At 71.4% G+C, this 21,094-nt stretch carries 4 protein-coding genes; all 4 read left to right on the top strand.

All coding sequences use genetic code 11. From position 1 onward, the window contains the following. Positions 1 to 45: 45 nt before the first annotated feature. The 4 genes from hemA (at position 46) to LX88_RS30790 (ending at position 21,078) form a co-directional block, all read left to right on the top strand. Complete coding sequence (gene hemA, locus LX88_RS30805) at positions 46 to 1,275, top strand: 5-aminolevulinate synthase (RefSeq protein WP_258951281.1); 1,230 nt, start codon at positions 46 to 48, stop codon at positions 1,273 to 1,275. After that, positions 1,272 to 2,771 (top strand): AMP-binding protein, encoded by a 1,500-nt coding sequence (locus LX88_RS30800; RefSeq protein ID WP_258951280.1) that lies wholly within the window; start codon positions 1,272 to 1,274, stop codon positions 2,769 to 2,771. Before hemA ends, LX88_RS30800 begins: the two co-directional genes overlap by 4 nt. A gap of 98 nt (positions 2,772 to 2,869) precedes the next feature. After that, on the top strand, positions 2,870 to 5,152 hold the full coding sequence (locus LX88_RS30795) for a type I polyketide synthase (protein WP_258951279.1): 2,283 nt from the start codon (positions 2,870 to 2,872) through the stop codon (positions 5,150 to 5,152). An 8-nt stretch (positions 5,153 to 5,160) separates the two neighbouring features. Then, positions 5,161 to 21,078 (top strand): type I polyketide synthase, encoded by a 15,918-nt coding sequence (locus LX88_RS30790; RefSeq protein ID WP_258951278.1) that lies wholly within the window; start codon positions 5,161 to 5,163, stop codon positions 21,076 to 21,078. The last annotated feature ends 16 nt before the right edge of the window (positions 21,079 to 21,094 follow it).

Genomic DNA, 21,094 nt, shown 5'->3' with positions numbered 1-21,094 from the left:
CTGATTCGCACGTAAACCCAGCCGCTACGTCGAGAAGGCAAGTGAATGAACCACCACCTGGCGTCGTACCTGAGCGGGCAAACCGCTGATGATCTTGCTGGCAGCAAACGGGAATTCCTGGAGATCGGCCGCAAGTCCGGCAACTACCCCATGGCCTCCGCGCGGCGCGACGGCGTGGACTCGGAAGTAAGCGTGTGGTGCAGCAACGACTACCTGGGAATGGGCCAGAACCCCCAGGTGATCGCCGCCATGCAGGCCGCGGTCGACACCCACGGCGTGGGCTCGGGCGGTTCCCGGAACATCGGCGGGAACAACCACCACCACGTCCTGCTGGAAAAAGAGCTCGCGGATCTGCACGGCAAGGAAGCCGCGCTGCTCTTCACCTCGGGGTACACGGCCAACGAAGGCTCTCTCACGGTGCTGGCAGGCATGCCGAAGGACACCCTCGTGTTCTCCGACGCGAAGAACCACGCCTCGATCATCGACGGCCTGCGGCACAGCGGCGCGAAGAAGTTCATCTTCCGGCACAACGACGTCGCCCACCTGGAGGAGCTGCTCGCGGCCGCTCCCGCCGACGCCCCGAAGTTCATCGTCGCGGAATCGGTCTACTCCATGTCGGGCACCGTCGCGCCGCTCGCGCAGATCGCCGGCCTCGCGGACGAGTACGGTGCCACGACCTTCATCGACGAGGTCCACGCGGTCGGCATGTACGGCCCGCAGGGCGCCGGCATCGCCGCGCAGGAAGGCATCGCCGACCGGTTCACGGTCATCATGGGCACCTTGGCCAAGGGTTTCGGAACGATCGGCGGCTACATCGCGGGTCCCGCGGCGCTCGTGGACGCGGTGCGCACCTATGCGCGCTCGTTCGTCTTCACCACCTCGCTGCCGCCGTCGGTCGCGGCCGCCGCACTGGCGTCGGTCCAGTACCTGCGGTCCTCCGATGCAGAACGGAAGGCGCTCGCGGAGAACGCTCGGTACCTGCACAGCCTGCTGATCTCGGCCGACATCCCGTTCCTCTCGACGGACTCCCACATCGTCTCGGCCTTCGTCGGTGACGACGACACCTGCAAGAGGGCGTCCCAGTTGCTGTTCGAGCGGCACGGCATCTACGTCCAGTCGATCAACGCCCCCAGCGTTCCCACGGGCGAGGAGATCCTGCGGATCGCGCCGTCCGCCGTGCACGACCAGACCGACGTCGAGAACTTCGCCCACGCCCTGCACGGCATCTGGAAAGAGCTGAACATCCCGACCGCGAGCGCCCGAGACGCGCGATGACCACGTCTGTCGCCGCCGTGCTGGCCGACGCGGCGGCGCGGCGACCCGATCACCCCGCGGTGATCCACGACTCGGAGCACTTCACCTACGGGTGGCTGTGGGACCAGGCGCGGCGCTACGCCTCCTTGCTGCGCGCCGACGGGGTGCGGCCGGGAGACCAGGTGGCCGTGCTCCTGGCCGACACACCGCGGTTTCCGATCGCCTACTTCGGCGTGCTGGCGGCCGGTGCCGTCGCGGTCCCGCTGAGCGTCCTGTCCACCGCGGCGGAGATCCGTCACGTGCTGACCGATGCCGGCCTCCGGTTTCTCGCGACCGACAACTCCTCGCTCCCACAGGCGGAAGAGGCGGCGGAGCGACTCGGCACGGTCCTCCTCGCCGTCGACCCGGACAACGCGGAGAACACCGACCCGATCGACGGATTCGAGAGCCGGGCACCAGACGACGTCGCGGTCGTGTTCTACACGTCCGGCACGACGGGCAAGCCGAAGGGGGTGATGCTCACCCACCGCAACATCATGCACAACGTCGAGGGGATGATCACCACCCCGTACGCGTTCCGGAGTGACGACGTCCTGCTCGGGTGCCTGCCGCTCTCCCACGGCTTCGGCCAGATCTGCGGCATGCTCACCGGGTTCCGCGCCGGTATCTCCATCGTCCTGATGTCGAAGTTCTCCGGACGGGACGCTCTCGCGCTGATGGCGGAACACCGGTGCACGGTGTTCATGGGCGTGCCGACGATGTACTTCGGCTTGCTCGACGCGGTGCACCGCGGAGGTCCGGTTCCCGACCTCGACCGCGTGTTCAGCGGAGGATCCGCGCTTCCGGTCAAGACCCTCGACGACGTCCGGAGCACGTTCGGATGTCCCGTGTACGAGGGCTACGGGATGACCGAGACCTCCTGCAGCGTCGCCTACCACTACCCCGGACTGCCCTTCCGTCCCGGAACGGTCGGTGTTCCGGTCAACGACGTCACCGTCGGCATCACACTGCCGAACGCCGGCGGGATCGAGCTCCTGCCCGTCGGCGAGGTGGGCGAGATCGTGGTGAGCGGCCCGACCGTCATGGCCGGATATCTCGGTCGCCCGGATCTCACCGCCGAGGTCCTGGTCGGCGGCTGGTTCCGCACCGGCGATCTCGGGAGGCTGGACGACGACGGCTACCTCTCGGTGGTGGGCCGGAAGAAGGACCTGATCGTGCGTGGCGGCTACAACGTCCATCCACGCGAGATCGAGGAGGTTCTCGTCCAGCACCCGGCCGTGGCACAGGTGGCGGTCATCGGTGTCCCGCACCTCGCGCTGGGCGAGGAGGTCTGGGCGGTGGTCGTGCCGGCCCGGCCGGAGGACGTCACCTCCGGATCCGGTGACGAGATCGTCGAATGGGCCAGAAAGCGCGTCGCCGCGTACAAGTACCCGCGTCGCGTCGAGTTCACCGACGCGCTCCCGACGGGGCCCAGCGGAAAAGTTCTCAAGCGGCTGCTCGTCTCGAAATACGAGTAGGCCGCCACAGCACCGGTTCGTCGCGTGGCACCCGCAGCGCCGCGGGTGCCACGCCTCCGCGCAAGCATCACTTCGCACACAGGTGGGGCAGCTCGACAATGGTTGAAATCCCAGAGGACACGTCGGTATCGACCGAGGCGATCGCCATCGTCGGCGCATCCTGCCGGCTGCCGCACGCGGAGAACCCCGCCCAGCTGTGGCGGCTGCTGCGCGACGGCCGCAGCGCGATCGGCGCACCTCCCGCGAGCCGCCCAGGGCTGCCCGACCGGCCGGGCGGACATCTGGACGACGTCAGCGGCTTCGACGCGGGCTTCTTCGGCATCGGCCCGCGCGAGGCGGAGTCGATGGATCCGCAGCAGCGGCTGATGCTCGAACTCGCGTGGGAGGCGCTGGAGGACGCCAGGATCGTCCCGTCCAGCCTCGCCGACACCCGGACCGGTGTCTTCGTCGGTGTCATCGCCGACGACTACGCCGCCCTCACGCACCAGCGCGGGGCCGACGGCATCACCCGTCACACGCTGACAGGTCTCAACCGCGGCATCGTCGCCAACCGGATCTCCTACACCCTGGGCCTGCACGGGCCCAGTGCGGCCGTGGACACCGGCCAGTCCTCCTCGCTGGTCGCGGTGCACCTGGCGGTCGAGAGCCTGCGCCGCGGCGAGTCCACCACCGCCATCGCGGGCGGCGTCAACCTGAACCTGGTGCCGGACAGCACCATCGGCGCGGAACGGTTCGGCGCACTCTCACCGGACGGTCTCAGCTTCACCTTCGACGCGCGGGCGAACGGATACGTGCGCGGTGAGGGCGGCGCGTTCGTCGTGCTCAAGCCACTGCACGCCGCCGTGGCGGACGGCGACCCGATTTACTGCGTGCTGCACGGCAGCGCGATGAACAACGACGGCACGACCGAGGGCCTCACCGTGCCGAGCCCGGCGGGCCAGCAAGACGTGCTGCGCCAGGCTTACGAGCGCGCCCAGGTCGCCGCGGAGCAGGTGCAGTACGTCGAACTGCACGGCACGGGGACCAAGGTGGGCGACCCGATCGAGGCGTCCGCTCTGGGTGCGGTGCTCGGTGACGGCCGCGTGACCGGAGCCGAGCTGCGCGTCGGTTCGGTGAAGACCAACGTCGGACATCTGGAAGGTGCCGCCGGCATCGTCGGCTTGCTCAAGGCGGCACTGTGCATCCGCCACCGCGAGCTCGTGCCGAGCCTCAACTTCGAGACCCCCAACCCGGACATCCCGTTCGACGAGTTGAAGATCGCCGTACAGCGAGGGGTCGAGCCGTGGCCGCGGCCGGACGAGCCGCTCTACGCAGGTGTCAGCTCGTTCGGCATGGGCGGCACGAACTGCCACGTCGTGCTTTCGGACTGGCGCACCGAGCCTGCGGTGGAAGGGCTTCCGGCGCCGGGGGTCGTGCCGTGGGTGGTGTCGGGCAGGTCGGCCGAGGCCGTGGCTGCTCAGGCGGGGCGGCTGCGGTCGTTCCTGGAACAGCGTCCGGAACTGGACGTGGCGGCGGTCGGCCGTTCGCTCGCGGTGTCACGTGCCCGTTTCGATCATCGCGCGGTCGTCGCGGGAGAGACTCGCGAAGAGCTCCTGGCAGGTGTCCAGGCGCTGGCCGAAGGCAAGCCCGCGGCCCGCGTGGTGTCGGGTCGCGCGATTCCCGCCGGCAGGGTCGCGTTCCTGTTCTCGGGACAGGGCAGCCAACGCGTGGGCATGGGCCGTGAGCTGTGTGCGAGCGAACCGGTGTTCGCCGCCGCCTTCGAGAAGATCGTTGCAGCCCTTGATGTTCATCTGGATCGTTCGCTCACTGCGGTGATCGGGAACGAGCCGGAACTGCTGGAACGGACGCTGTTCACGCAACCGGCGTTGTTCGCGGTCGAAGTGGCGCTGTTCCGCCTGCTGGCGCACTACGGGGTCGAGCCGGACTACCTGGTGGGCCACTCGGTCGGCGAACTGGCCGCCGCCCACGTGTCAGGCGTGCTGTCCCTTGACGACGCAGCACGCCTCGTCTGCGCGCGAGCGCGCTTGATGGACGAGGTGACCGCGGGCGGCGCGATGGTCGCCCTCAACGCCGGCGAGGAACGGGTCTCGCAGTGGCTCGAGGGCCGGCCGGGCGTGGACGTGGCCGGGTTCAACAGCCCTGGCAGCACAGTGGTTTCGGGCGACGAAGCCGCGGTGCTGGAGGTCTTGGAACTGGCACGCGCAGAGGGCGTCAAAGCGACTCGCCTCAAGGTGAGCCACGCCTTCCACTCCGCACACCTCGACGCAATGCTGAACGACCTCACCGAGGTCGCGCGTGAGCTGACCTACTCGGCACCGCGCATCCCGGTCGTGTCGAACGTGACCGGCGAGCTGGTCGACGAGTTCACGCCGGAGTACTGAAGTGGCGAGTGCGGTTCGCCGACGGCATCGCGACACTGGCCCGCCTGGGCGTGACGGCCTTCGTGGAACTGGGCCCGGACGCCACGCTGGCCGGCCTGGCGGGTGAGTGCCTGCCAGACGCCGTGGTGGTCCCGGTGCTGCGCCGGGACCGTCCCGAGAACCGTTGCCTGGCAACAGCTTTGTCCGTGGTGCACGTGCACGGCGTGAGCGTGGAGTGGGAGCGGTTCCTGCCCGGCGGGGGTGTGGTCGATCTGCCCACGTACGCCTTCCAGCGCCAGCACTTCTGGCTGGACGGCTCGGTGACGAGGCAGAGCACCCCGAAGCCGTCCGCGCCACGAGGCGATGAGCTGGAACTGGTGCGTGCGCACGTGGCAGCAGTGCTCGGCCACGGATCCGCGCGAGACGTGGACGTCGACACGACCTTCAAGGACCTGGGCTTCGACTCCCTCTCGGCCGTCGAGCTCCGGAACTCGCTGAACACCGCCACCGGGCTCTCGCTGCCCTCCGGCCTCCTCTTCAACCACCCGACCCCGGCCGCGCTCGCCGAGCACCTCGGTGGCCGGCGGCACGATGACGAGGCCTACCAGGCGGTGGCCCTCGACGAGCCGATCGCGATCGTGGGCATGGCGTGCCGGCTGCCGGGCGGAGTCGCCTCTCCCGAGGACCTGTGGCGTCTGGTCAGCAGCGAGGTCGACGCCGTCGACGGGTTCCCGGCCAACCGCGGCTGGGACCTCGACTCGCTCTTCACGACAGATCCGGACAGTCCCGGCAAGACCTACGCCACCACGGGTGGCTTCCTGCACGACGCCGACCAGTTCGACGCCGAGTTCTTCGGCATCAGTCCCCGCGAGGCGGCGGCGATGGACCCCCAGCAGCGGTTGCTGCTGGAGACGGGCTGGGAGGCCTTCGAACACGCGGGGATCGACCCGGCCGTGGTGCGAGGCACCCGCACCGGCGTGTTCGTCGGCGCGACGGCACAGGAGTACGGGCCACGGCTGCACGAGCTGTCCGGCGGGCACGAGGGCTATCTGCTGACGGGCAACACCGCCAGCGTCGCGTCGGGACGGCTGGCCTACACCTTCGGCTTGGAGGGGCCGGCGGTCACGGTCGACACGGCGTGTTCGTCGTCGTTGGTGGCGCTTCACCTCGCCGCTCAGTCGCTGCGTCAGGGCGAGTGCTCGATGGCGCTCGCCGGTGGTGTGACGGTGATGGCGACGCCGGGCATGTTCGTGGAGTTCTCCCGGCAGCGCGGGTTGTCACCGGACGGGCGGTGCAAGGCGTTCTCGTCGTCGGCGGACGGCACGGGCTGGGCCGAGGGCGCGGGCGTGCTGGTGCTGGAACGGTTGTCGGACGCCCAGCGCCACGGTCATCGGGTGCTCGCGGTGATCCGCGGTTCCGCGGTGAACCAGGACGGTGCGAGCAACGGTCTGACGGCACCGAACGGGCCGTCGCAGGAGCGCGTCATCCGGGCCGCACTGGCCAACGCACGACTGTCCGCGTCCGAAGTGGACGTGGTGGAGGCGCACGGCACGGGCACGCGGCTGGGCGACCCGATCGAGGCCCAGGCGCTGCTGGCCACCTACGGCCAGGCTCGCCAGGAGCCGCTCCGGCTCGGTTCGCTGAAGTCGAACATCGGTCACACGCAGGCCGCGGCGGGCGTCGCGGGCGTGATCAAGATGGTCATGGCCCTGCGCAACGGAATCATGCCCACGACCCTGCACGTCGACGAACCCACGCCCGAGGTCGACTGGTCGGCCGGCACTATGCGACTCCTCACGCAGGCCCAGCAGTGGCCGTCGCTCGACCGCCCGCGCCGGGCGGGCGTCTCGTCCTTCGGGATCAGCGGGACCAACGCACACCTCATCGTCGAGCAGGCCGCCGAAGTCGACGCTCCGGCGGGCGACCCGCCGAGTGTGGTGCCGTGGCTGGTGTCCGGCAGGTCGGCCGGAGCTGTGGCGGCTCAGGCGCGACGGCTGTCGTCGTTCCTGGAGGAACGCCCTGAGCTGGATGTCACGGCAGTGGGCCGTTCGCTGGCGTCACGTGCGCGCTTCGACCATCGTGCGGTCGTCACGGGAACGACCCGCGATGAGCTCCTCGCGGGCGTCCGCGCGCTGGCCGAGGGCGCCGCGGTGCCGGAACGCGTGGTGCCCGGTGGCGCGGTGGCGTTCCTGTTCTCGGGACAGGGCAGCCAGCGCGTGGGCATGGGCCGCGAGTTGCGTGCGAGTGAGCCGGTTTTCGCCTCCGCCTTCGACGAGGTCGTTGCAGCGCTTGACGTGCACTTGGATCGTTCGCTGGCCGCGGTGATCGGGAACGAGCCGGAGCTGCTGGAACGGACGCTGTTCACGCAACCGGCACTGTTCGCGGTCGAGGTGGCGCTGTTCCGCCTGATGGCCCACCACGGCGTGACACCGGACTACCTGGTCGGCCACTCGGTCGGCGAACTGGCCGCCGCCCACGTGTCAGGCGCGCTGTCCCTCGAGGACGCGGCACGTCTGGTGTGCGCGCGAGCACGCTTGATGGACGAGGTGACCGCAGGCGGCGCGATGGTCGCTCTCAACGCCGGTGAGGAGCAGGTCTCGCAGTGGCTCGAGGGCCGGCCGGGCGTGGACGTGGCCGGGTTCAACAGCCCTGGCAGCACAGTGGTCTCCGGTGACGAAGCCGCGGTGCTGGAGGTCCTGGAACTGGCGCGCGCGGAAGGCGTGAAGGCAACCCGCCTGAAGGTGAGCCACGCCTTCCACTCCGCACACCTCGACGGAATGCTCGAAGAGCTCACCGAGGTCGCGCGTGAGCTGACCTTCTCGGCACCGCGCATCCCGGTCGTGTCGAACGTGACCGGCGAGCTGGTCGACGAGTTCACGCCGGAGTACTGGGCGGTTCAAGCCCGATCCGCGGTGCGGTTCGCCGACGGCATCGCGACACTGGCCCGCCTGGGCGTGACGGCCTTCGTCGAGCTGGGCCCGGACGCCACGCTGGCCGGCCTCGCGAGTGAGTGCGTGCCGGACGCCGTGGTGGTCCCGGTGCTGCGCCGAGGGCATCCGGAAGAGCGTGCTCTGACAACGACTCTGGCTGCGATGCACGTGCACGGCGTGAACGTGGAGTGGGAGCGGTTCCTGCCCGGCAAGGGTGTGGTGGACCTGCCCACGTACGCCTTCCAGCGCCAGCACTTCTGGCTGAACGCCCCGCGTTCCGGTGGTGCGGGCAGTCTCGGTCTGACCGCTGTGGACCACCCGCTGCTGGCAGCGGTGATCGCGGAGCCGGACGGCGACGGTGTGCAGTTCTCCGGATCGGTGTCGTTGGCGACGCATCCGTGGCTGGCCGATCACGCGATCGGCGGGACGGTCCTGGTTCCGGCGACGGCGTTCCTGGAACTGGCGGGTCACGCCGCCGAGCAGCTCGGACACGCCACCGTCGAGGAGCTCACCCTCCAGGCGCCCCTCGCGCTCAGCGGAACCGCCGCCGTCCCGATCCGGCTGACCGTCGACCGGGGCGATGCGCGCGGCGACCGCCAGTTCACCGTGTACTCGAGGACCGGTGAAGAGCAGTGGACCGCCCATGCGGCCGGTCTGCTCACGACCTCCTCCCCCGCGCCGGAGGTGTCCCTGGACCAGTGGCCCCCGGCCGATGGCATGGCCATCCCGCTGGAGGGCGTCTACGACCACCTCGGCGACCTGGGTTACGGGTACGGGCCGGCCTTCTCCGGTCTGCGCGCGGCCTGGAGCGACGGGGACGACCTCTTCGCCGAAGTCGTGCTGCCCGAACAGCTGCACGACGAAGCCGGTCGTTTCGGTGTGCACCCCGCACTCCTCGACGCGGCCCTGCACCCACTGGTGCTCGTGCTCAAGGCCGAGGAGGACGACGGCAGCACGATCCACCTGCCGTTCTCGTTCTCGCGCTTCGCCGTGCACGCCGTAGGTGCCACGGTGCTGCGAGTCCGCTGGACCCGTACCGGCCAGGACACCGCGAGCCTCGTCGTCGCGGACGGGACCGGCGCGCCGGTGGCGGCGATCGAGGCGGTCTCCCTGCGGCCGATCACCCGCGACCAGCTCGCACCGGCGGGTCCGGCCGTGGAGTCCCTGTACCGGGTGGCCTGGGAGCCACTGCCCGCGATGGAGCCCGCCGCCGGACAGCGGTGGGTGCGAGTGGGTGAGGCACCGCACGCCGACCTCGGCGCGCTTCGTGCCGCTGTCGACGCGGGCCTGCCGGCGCCGGAGTTCGTGGTGGTCGGCACCCCGGAACTCGACGACTCCGGTGATGTCCTCGCGCAGACCCGCATGACGACGGCGCGCGGCCTGGAGCTCGTGCAGGAGTGGCTCACGGCTCCGCAGTTCGCCGAGAGCCGCCTGGTCGTCGCCCTGCCGGACGACGCGCTGCCCGCGGCCGCGCTCGTGGGCCTGGTCCGCACCGCCCAGTCCGAGCAGCCGGGCAGGCTGGTCCTGGCTCACCTGGACGAGGGCGGAGCGGAGCTGCTGCCGGTGGTGATGGCGTCGGGTGAGCCCGAGGTCGCGGTGCGCGGTGGTGAGCTGTTCGTGCCGAGGCTGGCGCGTGCGGCGGGCGCGGTCGCGGGTGTGGAAGGCCTGGATCCGGACGGCACGGTCCTGGTGACCGGCGGTCTGGGCGCGCTGGGTCGCCTGGTGGCACGGCGGCTGGTGACCCATCACGGTGTGCGGCACCTGCTGCTGGTGAGTCGTCGTGGTGGTGAGGCTCCGGGTGCCGCGGAGTTCGTGGCGGAGTTGGCGGAGCTGGGCGCGCGTGCCTCGGTGGTCGCGTGTGACGTGTCGGACTTCGACGCGGTGGCGGGTGCGCTGGACGAGGTCGACCTGACCGCCGTGGTGCACACGGCGGGCGTGCTGGACGACGCGACGGTCGGATCGCTGACGGCGGGCCATCTGGAACGGGTGATGCGTCCGAAGGTGGACGCGGCCTGGAACCTGCACCGCCTCACCCAGGACCACGACCTGTCCGCGTTCGTGGTCTTCTCGTCCATCGCGGGTCTCATCGGCAACGCCGGTCAGGCGAACTACGCGGCCGCGAACACCTTCCTGGACGCTCTCGCGCGGTACCGCCGGGAGCGGAACCTGCCCGCCACCTCTCTCGCCTGGGGTCTGTGGGACAGCGACGGAGGCATGGCCGGAGGGCTCGGGGACGCGGACGTCGCGCGCTGGAAGCGAAGCGGAATCGTCCCGCTGGAGCCGGAACTGGGCATGGCCCTGTTCGACGCCGCGCTGGGTTCGGCGGAGCCGCTGCTGGTTCCGGCCGAACTGGACCTGGGTGCGTTGCGCGCCCTGGCCGAGCTGCCCGGCCTGTACACCGGCCTGGTCCCGGTACGCCGCAGGCAGGCGGCGGGTGCCACCGCCATCGGCTCGTCCTGGGCCGACCGGACGAGCCGGCTGCCAGTGGAGGACCGGACGCGGGAAGTGCTCGAAGCGGTGCGGAAGTCGGCCGCCCTGGTGCTCGGGTACGGGGCCGGGACCGACGTCGATCCGGGCAAGACGTTCAAGGACGCGGGCTTCGACTCGCTGACCGGTGTCGAGTTCCGCAACCGCCTGGGTGAACTGACGGGTCTGCGGCTGCCGGCCACGCTGGTCTTCGACAGTCCTTCGCCCAGGGCGGTCGCGGACTTCCTGCTGGAACGGCTCGACGCGTCCGGAACGGCCGTCGCCCCGCCGGTGGCGGCCCACGACCTGGGGCCGGACGAACCGATCGCCGTGGTCGGCATGGGGTGCCGTTATCCGGGTGGGGTCGAATCGCCCGAGGACCTGTGGCGGCTGGTGGCCGAGGGCCGGGACGCGATCGACGAGTTCCCGGTGGACCGCGGCTGGGACGTGGAGGGCCTCTACGATCCGGACCCCGACAAGATCGGCAAGTCGTACACGCGCAGGGGCGGATTCCTCTACGAGGCCGCGGATTTCGACGCGGAGTTCTTCGGTCTGAGCCCGCGTGAGGCGATGGCGACGGATCCTCAGCAACGCGTGCTGCTGGACGTCGTGTGGGAGGCGTTGGAGCGAGGAGGCATCGACCCCGCGACGCTCCGCGGTTCCTCGACCGGTGTGTACGCGGGCGTGATGTACAACGACTACGGGTCGCGGTTGAGGAGTGCCCCGGAAGGGTTCGAGGGGCATCTGCTGACGGGCACGATCTCGAGTGTGCTGTCGGGCCGGGTGGCCTACACGTTCGGTCTGGAGGGGCCTGCGGTCACGGTCGACACGGCGTGCTCTTCGTCGCTGGTGGCGGTGCACCTGGCGGCTCAGGCGCTGCGCCGGGGTGAGTGCTCGATGGCGCTCGCCGGTGGCGTCACCGTGATGTCGACGCCCAACACGTTCGTCGAGTTCTCCCGCCAACGCGGCCTCTCGGCGGACGGGCGGTGCAAGGCGTTCTCGTCCTCGGCGGACGGCACCGGCTGGGGCGAAGGTGCCGGTGTGCTGGTGCTGGAACGGCTGTCGGACGCGGAACGCAACGGACACCACGTCCTGGGCGTGATCAAGGGGTCGGCGGTCAACCAGGACGGTGCGAGCAACGGCCTCACCGCCCCGAACGGACCGTCGCAGCAGCGGGTGATCCGGCAGGCCCTCGCCAACGCGGGGCTGGAGCCCTCGGACGTCGACGCCGTGGAGGCACACGGCACGGGAACCCGGCTGGGCGATCCGATCGAGGCGCAGGCGCTCCTCGCCACCTACGGCCGGGAACGGTCCGGCGACCAGCCCCTGTGGCTCGGTTCCATCAAGTCGAACATCGGTCACACGCAGGCCGCCGCAGGTGTCGCGGGCATCATCAAGATGCTGATGGCGATGCGCAACGGCGAGCTCCCGGCGACGTTGCACGTGGACGAACCGAGCCCCGAGGTCGACTGGTCGGCGGGCACGGTGCAGCTGCTCACACAGGCGCGGCAGTGGCCGGAACCAGGTCGCCCGCGTCGTGCGTCGGTGTCGTCGTTCGGCATCAGCGGCACGAACGCGCACGTGGTCCTGGAACAGGGACCGGAACCGGTCGTCGCCGATGAGCCCGTCGTAGCGGGACTTCCGCTGGTGGTGTCCGCCAGGAACGAGGCGGCGCTGGCCGCGCGGGCAGGGCAGATCCGCGCACTGCTGGCCTCGCGGACCGTGGCACCGGCTTTGGTCGCTTCGGCTCTGGCGACAAGGGTTCCCCATCTTCCGTTCCGCGCGGCCGTGTCCGGTGTGGACGGTGACGGGTTGCTGGCGGGTCTCGACGCACTCGCTTCGGGGGGAACCGCCGCGAACCTGGTGCAGGGGGTGGCCTCCGGTGCCGGCAAGACGGTGTTCGTCTTCCCCGGTCAGGGATCGCAGTGGCAGGGCATGGCGGTCGACCTCTTCGACTCCTCCCCCGTGTTCGCGGCGCGGCTGGCGGAGTGCGAGCGCGCTCTGGCGGCGTTCACGGACTGGTCGCTGCTGGACGTGCTGCGCGGCGCGGAGGGTGCACCTGGTTTCGACCGGGTGGACGTGGTGCAGCCCGCGTTGTGGGCGGTGATGGTGTCGCTGGCGGCGTTGTGGCGATCGGTGGGCATCGAGCCGGACGCGGTGGCCGGTCACTCGCAGGGTGAGATCGCGGCGGCGGTGGTCGCCGGTGCGTTGTCGCTCGACGACGCGGCGAAGGTCGTCGCGTTGCGCAGCCGGTCGATCGTGCGGCTGGTCGGCACGGGCGGCATGGTGTCGGTCGCTCTGCCGGCCGGCGAGGTTCGCGAGCTCATCGCCCGGCGGGGCGGCGCGATCGACATCGCCGCGCACAACGGTCCCGCGAGCACTGTCGTCTCCGGTGACCCGGAGGCGCTGGCCGGCCTCGTCGCTCGATGCAGGGCCGAGGGACACCGCTCCCGCACCATTCCGGTCGACTACGCCTCGCACTCCGCGCACGTCGACCTGCTGGAGGACGAACTGCGGGAGCTGCTGGCCGGAATCACGCCGCGCACCAGCGACATCACGATGTTCTCCACCGTCACCGGGCAGCCGCTCAACGGTGAGGAGCTCGACGGCGGGTACTGGTTCCGCAACCTCCGCCGGACCGTACGGCTGGACGAGGCCACCCGTGCCCTGCTCGGCGACGGGCATCGCGTCTTCATCGAGGTCAGTGCCCACCCGGTGCTCACCTCGGCCCTCAGCGACACGGCCGACGAGGCCGGCGTGGACGACGCGGTGGTCGTCGGATCGCTGCGGCGCGACGACGGTGGACGGGATCGTTTCCTCGCCTCGGTCGCGGAGGCGCACGTCAACGGCGTGGTGGTGGACTGGCCGGCGGTGGCGGGTCCCAGCGTCCCGGTCGACCTGCCCACCTACCCGTTCCAGCGGCAACGCCACTGGCTCGACGCTCCGCAGCTCGCCGGGGACGCGGGCGGGCTCGGTCTGGCCGCCGAGCGCCACCCGCTCATCGGTGCGGTGCTCTGGATGGCCGACGAGGACAAGCTCGTCCTGAGTGGACGGATCTCACGACACGGGCAGCCGTGGCTGGCGGACCACGCCGTGGCGGGCACTGTGCTGCTCCCCGCCAGCGCGTTCGTGGACCTCGCCGTCCTGGCGGGTGACCACACGGGTCTCGACCAGCTCGACGAGCTGACGTTGCAGGCACCGCTGGTGCTCGCGGGCGGCGGCGGGGTGCAGCTCCAGGTCGTGGTCGACGCTCCGGACGAGGAGGGCCGGCGCGCGCTGTCGTTCCACTCCCGCCCGGAGCCCGAGGCCGACGTGCCGCCCACGCCTTGGGTCCTGCACGCCACCGGAGCACTGGGCCGCGCGGAAGCGGGCACAGGCTTGGTGGACGCGTCTGCCTGGCCTCCCGCCGGCGCCGAACCGGTGGACCTGTCGGCGGTGTACGACACGCTCGCCGAGCGGGGCTTCCAGTACGGCCCCGTCTTCCAGGGGCTGCGGGCTTTGTGGCGCGCGGGCGAGGAGGTGTTCGCCGAGGTCGCGTTGCCGGAGGACGTCGCCGCCGGCGAGTTCGGGATCCACCCGGCTCTGCTCGACGCCGCGCTGCACCCGCTGGCGCTGGCCGAGGACGGCCGGCTGGTGCTGCCGTTCGCCTGGACGGGCGTCCGGCTCCTCGCGGTGAACGCCAGCGTGCTGCGCGTGCGGATCACCCCGAACGGCTCGGGTGCCACGTTGTCCCTCACCGACACGAGCAACGCACCGATCATGACGGTGGAGTCCCTCAGCCTGAGGCCCGTCGATCCCGCGCAGCTGGCCGGTCCGTCCACACCGGACCGGCCGCTGCTCGAGGTGGAGTGGGCGGTCGCCCCGGACGGCCCCGCGATCACGCGCTGGGCCGTGCTCGGCGACGGTCTGCCCGCCCCTGCGGGCACCTACCCAGACCTCTCCGGCGTCGTGGACGTTCCGCGGGTGGTCGTGGTGCCCTTGCCCGGCGAGGACGGGCCGCGTGCCACGGCACACCGCGCCCTGCGGCTGGCTCAGGAATGGCTCGCACACGAACGGTTCGGCGACGCCCGCCTGGTCTTCGCGACCCGTGACGCGACCACCGCCCGCACGGAGGCCGGCCTCAGCTCGGCTCCGGTCTGGGGGCTGGTGCGCACCGCGATGTCCGAGCAGCCCGGCCGGTTCGGGCTCGTGGACGTGACGACGTGGGACCTCTCCGAGGACGAGCTGGGCCGTGCGCTGGCGGTACCTGGAGCACAGGCGAGCCTCCGGGACGGAGCGCTGCTGGTACCGCGGCTGGTCAAGTCGCCCGCGACGAACCAGGCCGCGCCCGCGATGAACCCCGAGGGCACCGTGCTCATCACAGGTGCGACCGGCACGCTGGGACGGCTGTTCGCCCGCCACCTCGTCTCCGAACACGGCGTGCGGCACCTGCTGCTGGTGAGCCGCCGCGGCCGGGACGCCCCGGGAATGCTGAAGCTGGAGGCCGAGCTCATCGCCCACGGAGCCGAGATCTCCGTGGCCGCCTGCGACACGGCTGACCGTGCGGCACTCGCCGGGGTCCTGCGGGGCGTTCCCGCCGAGCACCCGCTCACCGCCGTGATCCACACCGCCGGTGTGCTCGACGACGGCACCCTCCAGACCCTGACGCCCGAGCAGCTGGACACCGTGCTGCGTCCCAAGATCGACGCCGCCCGGCACCTGCACGAGCTCACGGCGGACCTCGAGCTGGACGCGTTCGTCCTGTTCTCCTCGCTGGCCGGCACGGTCGGCACCCCGGGACAGGCCAACTACGCGGCGGCCAACACCTACCTGGACGCTCTCGCGCTGCACCGCCAGGCGCTGGGACTGCCGGGCACGTCGCTCGCCTGGGGTCTGTGGGCGGACGACAGCGGGATGACCGCCCACCTGACCGACGCCGACCTGGCCCGCATGTCCCGCAGCGGTATCGCGCCGATCAGCAGCGACCAGGGGCTGGCGTTGTTCGACGCCGCCCTGGCGACCCGTCGCGCGGTGCTCGTCCCGGCACTGCTGAACCACACCGGACTGCGCGGGCAGCGCGAGGACGGCACGCTGCCCGACCTCTTCCACGGACTGGTGCGCCCGGCACGGCGAGCCGCGGCCGGCGAGCGGGCAGGCACGAGCTCACTGCGGGAACGACTGGCGGGCCTGCCTCCTCAGGACCAGGACCGCCTGGTGCTGGAACTGGTCCGCGGCACGGTGGCTTCCGTGCTGGGGTACGCCGACGCCGGTCAGGTCTCCCCCGACCGGGCCTTCAACGAGCTGGGCTTCGACTCGCTCAAGGCGGTGGAACTGCGCAACCGGTTGAACGTGGCGTCAGGGCTGAAGCTGCCCACGACCGTGGTGTTCGACTACCCCGACACCGTCGAGCTGGCGGGCTTCCTCCGCGGCGAGCTAGTCGCTCCGGGCGCCGAACCGGTGCTGGCACACCCGATCGCCGGCGCGGCGGACGAGCCGATCGCGATCGTGGCGATGGCCTGCCGCTACCCGGGAGAGGTCAGCTCCCCGGAGGAGCTGTGGGCGCTGCTGGCCGACGAACGCGACGCGATGGGGCCGTTCCCGCAGAACCGCGGCTGGGATCTGGACAACCTGTACGACTCGGACCCGGACCACGTGGGCACCTCGTACACCCAGCACGGCGGATTCGTCCACGAGGCAGCGGAGTTCGACCCCGAGCTCTTCGGGGTGAGCCCGCGGGAGGCCACGGCGATCGACCCGCAGCAGCGCCTGCTGCTGGAGATCTGCTGGGAGGCGTTCGAACGCGCGGGCATCGACCCGACCTCGCTCAAGGGCAGCCAGACCGGTGTGTTCGCCGGTGTCATGGCGAACGACTACGCGGCACGGCTGAAGGACGTCCCCGGCGCGTTGGAGGGCTACCTGTCGGTGGGCAGCACGGTCAGCGTCGCCTCGGGCCGGGTCGCCTACACGTTCGGCCTGCAGGGACCCGCGATCACCGTCGACACGGCCTGTTCCTCGTCGCTGGTCTCCATCCACCTCGCCGCGCAGGCCCTCCGCAACGGTGACTGCGGGCTGGCGCTCGCCGGTGGCGTGACGGTGCTGGCCGCGCCCACGCTCTTCGTCGAGTTCAGCCGGCAGCGCGGGCTGGCGCCGGACGGCCGGTGCAAGTCCTTCTCCGCGGAGGCGGACGGCACGGCCTGGGCGGAGGGCGCCGGAGTCCTCCTGCTGGAGCGACTCTCCGACGCCCAGCGCAACGGCCGCCGGATCCTCGGCGTCATCAGGGGGACCGCCGTCAACAACGACGGTGCGAGCAACGGTCTCACCGCCCCCAACGGTCCCTCCCAGGAACGGGTGATCCGCCAGGCGCTCACCAGCGCGGGGCTGGTCCCGGCCGACGTCGACGTGCTCGAGGCCCACGGCACCGGCACCACGCTGGGTGACCCGATCGAGGCCCAGGCGGTGCTCGCCACGTACGGGCAGCAGCGCGAAACGCCTGTCCTGATGGGCACGCTGAAGTCGAACATCGGGCACTCGCAGGCCGCGTCGGGTGTGGCCGGCATCATCAAGATGATCATGGCGATGCGGCACGGCGTGGTCCCGAGGAGCCTGCACATCGACGAGCCCACCCCGCACGTGGACTGGTCGGCGGGCCGGGTGGAACTGCTCAGCGCGGCACAGCCGTGGCCGGAGTCCGGACGTCCGCGCAGGGCGGGCGTGTCCTCATTCGGCATCAGCGGCACCAACGCCCACGTCATCGTCGAGCAGCCACCGGCGGTGGAGACCACCTCACCGGTCCCGATGCCGGTCGTGCCGCTCGTGTTGTCCGCGCACAACGACGCGGCTCTGCGGGCGCAGGCCGACCAGGTCGGCGCGGCTCTCGCGCACACCGTGGACCTGGCATCCGCGGGCGCCACCCTGGCCACCGGACGCGCCGGACTCCCCCACCGCGCCGTGGTGGTGGCCTCCACCGCCGAGGACGCGGCCGGTGGGCTCGCGGCGTTGAGCGTCCGCGGCACGCCCGTGGCCGGGCGTACCGCGTTCCTGTTCACCGGTCAGGGCAGCCAGCGACTCGGCATGGGCAGGGAGCTCCACTCCGCCTACCCCGTCTACGCCGAGGCACTGGACGCCGCCTGCGCCGAGCTCGACCGGTGGCTGGAGAAGCCCCTGCTCGACGTCGTGTGGGGCGAGGACCCCGAACTGCTGGACCGGACCGACTTCACCCAGCCCGCTCTGTTCGCCACCGAGGTGGCTCTCTTCCGGCTCCTCGAGAGCTGGGGGATGCGGCCGGACTTCCTCGCGGGCCACTCCATCGGCGAACTGGCGGCCGCACACGTCGCCGGCGTACTCCCACTGGCCGACGCGGCGAAGCTGGTCGCGGCCCGCGGCCGGTTGATGCAGGCACTGCCCCGTGACGGCACGATGCTCGCCGTCGAGGCGGACGAGACGGAGGTGCTCGGCCTGCTCGACGGACAGGAGGACCTGCTCGGCATCGCCGCCGTCAACGGCCCCACGTCCGTGGTCCTCTCGGGCGACACGGCCGCCGTCGAGGCGATCGGGGCGGAACTGGCCGCTCGAGGACGGAAGACCAAGCGGCTGCGGGTAAGCCACGCCTTCCACTCCCCGCAAATGGACGCGATGCTCGAAGACTTCCGCGCGGTCGTGCGGGAGTGCACCTTCACCCCACCCGCCATCTCGATCGTGTCGGCCCTGACCGGGAAGCCCGCCACCGCGGAGGAACTGGTCACCCCGGAGTACTGGGTCCGCCACGTCCGCCGGCCGGTGCGCTTCCTGGACGCGGTACGCGCGCTGGAGGCAGAAGGCGTGCGGACCTTCCTGGAGCTCGGCCCGGACGGCGTGCTCAGCGCCATGGGACAGGACTTCCTCGACGCGACGTCACTGCTGGTCCCGGTGCTGCGCGGTGGGCGCTCCGAGCCGCACACCGTCGTCACCGCCGTCGCCCACGCTCATGTACGAGGCGTTCCGGTGCAGTGGCGTGCCCTGTTCGGTGAGAGCGAGACCGCGGATCTGCCGACCTACCCGTTCCAGCGCCGGCACTACTGGCTCACGGAGGGGCCGGGCGGCGACGACGTCACCTCGGCCGGACTGGACTACACCCGGCACCCGTTGCTCGGAGCCGGAGTCCCACTCGCGGACTCCGACGGCGTCCTGTTCACCGGCCGGATCTCGGCCCGCAGCCACCCGTGGTTCGCGGACCACGCCATCGGCGGTACCCCGCTGGTCCCGGGGACGGCCCTGGTGGAGCTCGCCCTGCACGCGGGAGCCGAGGTCGGCTGCACGCGGCTGGAGGAGCTGACCCTTTCCGAGCCCTTGGTCCTCCCCGACAGGGGTGCGCTCCAGCTGCAGATCACCGTGGGCAGCCCCGACGCGCACGGCCGCCGTCCGGTGGCCGTCCACTCCCGTGCGGACCAGGACGTCTGGACCCGGCACGCCACCGGAACCGTGGTGGCCGCCGTTCCCGTCGGTCCGGACCCCGATCTGGCGTCCTGGCCTCCCGCCGCCGAACCGCTGCCGGTCGACGACCTGTACGAGCGCCTCGCCGACCGCGGCTACGCCTATGGCCCTGCCTTCCGAGGACTTCGGGCGGCGTGGCGGTCGGGTGACGACCTCTACGCCGAGGTTCAGGCCTCCGTCGACACCGACGGGTTCGCCCTGCACCCCGCGCTGTTCGACGCCTCGCTGCACGCGCTGCTCCTGGACGACGCGGCGGAGGTCCGGCTGCCCTTCTCCTTCTCCGGTGTCCAGCTGCCGGGGGCACGGCCCGGCACGCTGCGGGTGAAGCTCTCGGCCGGCGCGGTGCGCATCGCCGACGAGACGGGAGCGCTTGCCGCCACCGTCGAGTCGCTCACGTCGAGGGCACTGCCGACCGGTAACCCCCACGTGTACGCGGTCGAACGAACGGCGGTGGAGCCTCCTGCCGCGGGTGTCGTTCCCGACGGCGTCGTCTTCCGGGTACGCCCGGCCACTCCGCAGGAGACGGCCCAGGTCACGGAGGAAGTGCTGGCGGAGGTGCAGCGGTGGCTCGCCACCGACGCACCGGCCGGAGCACGACTCGCCGTGGTCAGCACGGGGGAACTGGGCCACAGCGCGCTGTCCGGACTGCTGCGGGCGGCCGAGTCGGAACACCCCGGGCGTTTCCAGCACGTGATCACCGACGGCCTGCCTGCCAGTGACGAGCTGCTGGCCGCGGCCCTGGCGGATCCCCGGCCGCGGCTGGAGCTCCACAACGGACGAACGCTGGTGACCAGGCTGGTGAAGGTGCCGCGACTCCCGGACGCCGTCGACCTGTTCGACCCGGAGCGCACGGTCCTGATCACGGGCGGCACGGGCGCGCTGGGTGCGGTCGTCGCCCGGCACCTGGTGACCAGTCGCGGCGCTCGCCGGCTGCTGCTCACCAGCCGCCGTGGCGGTGCGGAGGATCTGGTGCCCGAACTGACCGCGCTGGGCGCCGAGGTGCGGGTCGCGGCGTGCGACGTGGCCGATCGCGACGCGCTGGCCGGGCTGCTCGCCTCGATCCCGGACGAACACCGGCTCACCGCGGTGGTGCACGCGGCCGGAGTCGTCGAGGACTCCACCGTCGAGGCGATGAGCCCGGAGAGCCTCGCCAGGGCCCTGCGGCCGAAGGTGCAGGGCGCGTGGAACCTGCACGAGCTGACCGCCGGCCTGGAGCTGACGGACTTCGTCCTCTTCTCCTCGGTCGCCGGGCTGGTGGGCAACGCCGGACAGGCCAACTACGCCGCGGGCAACACGTTCCTCGACGCGCTGGCCGAGCACCGGCGCGGCGCCGGACTGCCCGCGGTGTCCCTGGCGTGGGGCATGTGGCAGGGCGGAATGGCGAACGAGCTCGACGAGGCCGACCGGGTCAGGCTGATGCGCAACGGCGTGCTGCCGATGCCGGACGACCAGGCACTCGCGGCGCTCGACGTGGTCCTGGGCTCGACCGCCCCGCCCGTTCTCGCGCCGGTGGCACTCGACCTGGCCGCGTTGCGCTCCCTCGGAGACGCGCTGCCCGACCTGTTCCGCGACCTGGTGCGGACCGAGCGCCGAGCCGACCGGCGAACCACGCCGGTCGAGGTTCCGCTGGCGCGACGGCTGGCCGGACTGGGCGAGGCAGAACAGGAAGCGCTGCTGCTCTCGTTCGTCAAGGAACAGGTCGGCGTCGTCCTCGCCCACCCGGAACCGCGGACCATCGACGTCCAGCGCGGTCTGCTGGACCTGGGCTTCGACTCGCTCACCGCGGTCGAGCTCCGCAACAGGCTGGGCGCCGCCACCGAGCTGAGGTTGCCGAGCACGCTCGTCTTCGACCACCCGACGACGGCGGCCATCGCCGCACATCTGCGGGACCGGCTCGCCGGTGGGACGCCGGACCCCGTCCAGCAGGCGCTGGACGTCCTGGAGACCGTCATCGCCACCCCGGACCCGGCCGCCGCGGACACGATCGCCGCACGACTGCGCGCTCTGCTCCGGCTGGTGGACGGAGGGTCCGCCGTCCCGGCCCTCGACCTCGACACCGACGACGACCTCTTCGCAGCGCTCGACAAAGAATTCGGCAGGTAGACATGAACAACGAGGA

The sequence above is a fragment of the Lentzea californiensis genome (assembly GCF_024648825.1).
GTDB classification, from domain to species: Bacteria; Actinomycetota; Actinomycetes; order Mycobacteriales; family Pseudonocardiaceae; genus Lentzea; species Lentzea californiensis.
The sequence above is the reverse complement of the archived record's forward strand: the minus strand, read 5'-3'. Positions and strand labels throughout refer to the sequence as shown.

Coding starts and splice junctions, on each gene's coding strand:
- hemA (WP_258951281.1), top strand. CDS start 46: ATGAACCACCACCTGGCGTCGTACCTGAGCGGGCAAACCGCTGATGAT.
- LX88_RS30800 (WP_258951280.1), top strand. CDS start 1,272: ATGACCACGTCTGTCGCCGCCGTGCTGGCCGACGCGGCGGCGCGGCGA.
- LX88_RS30795 (WP_258951279.1), top strand. CDS start 2,870: ATGGTTGAAATCCCAGAGGACACGTCGGTATCGACCGAGGCGATCGCC.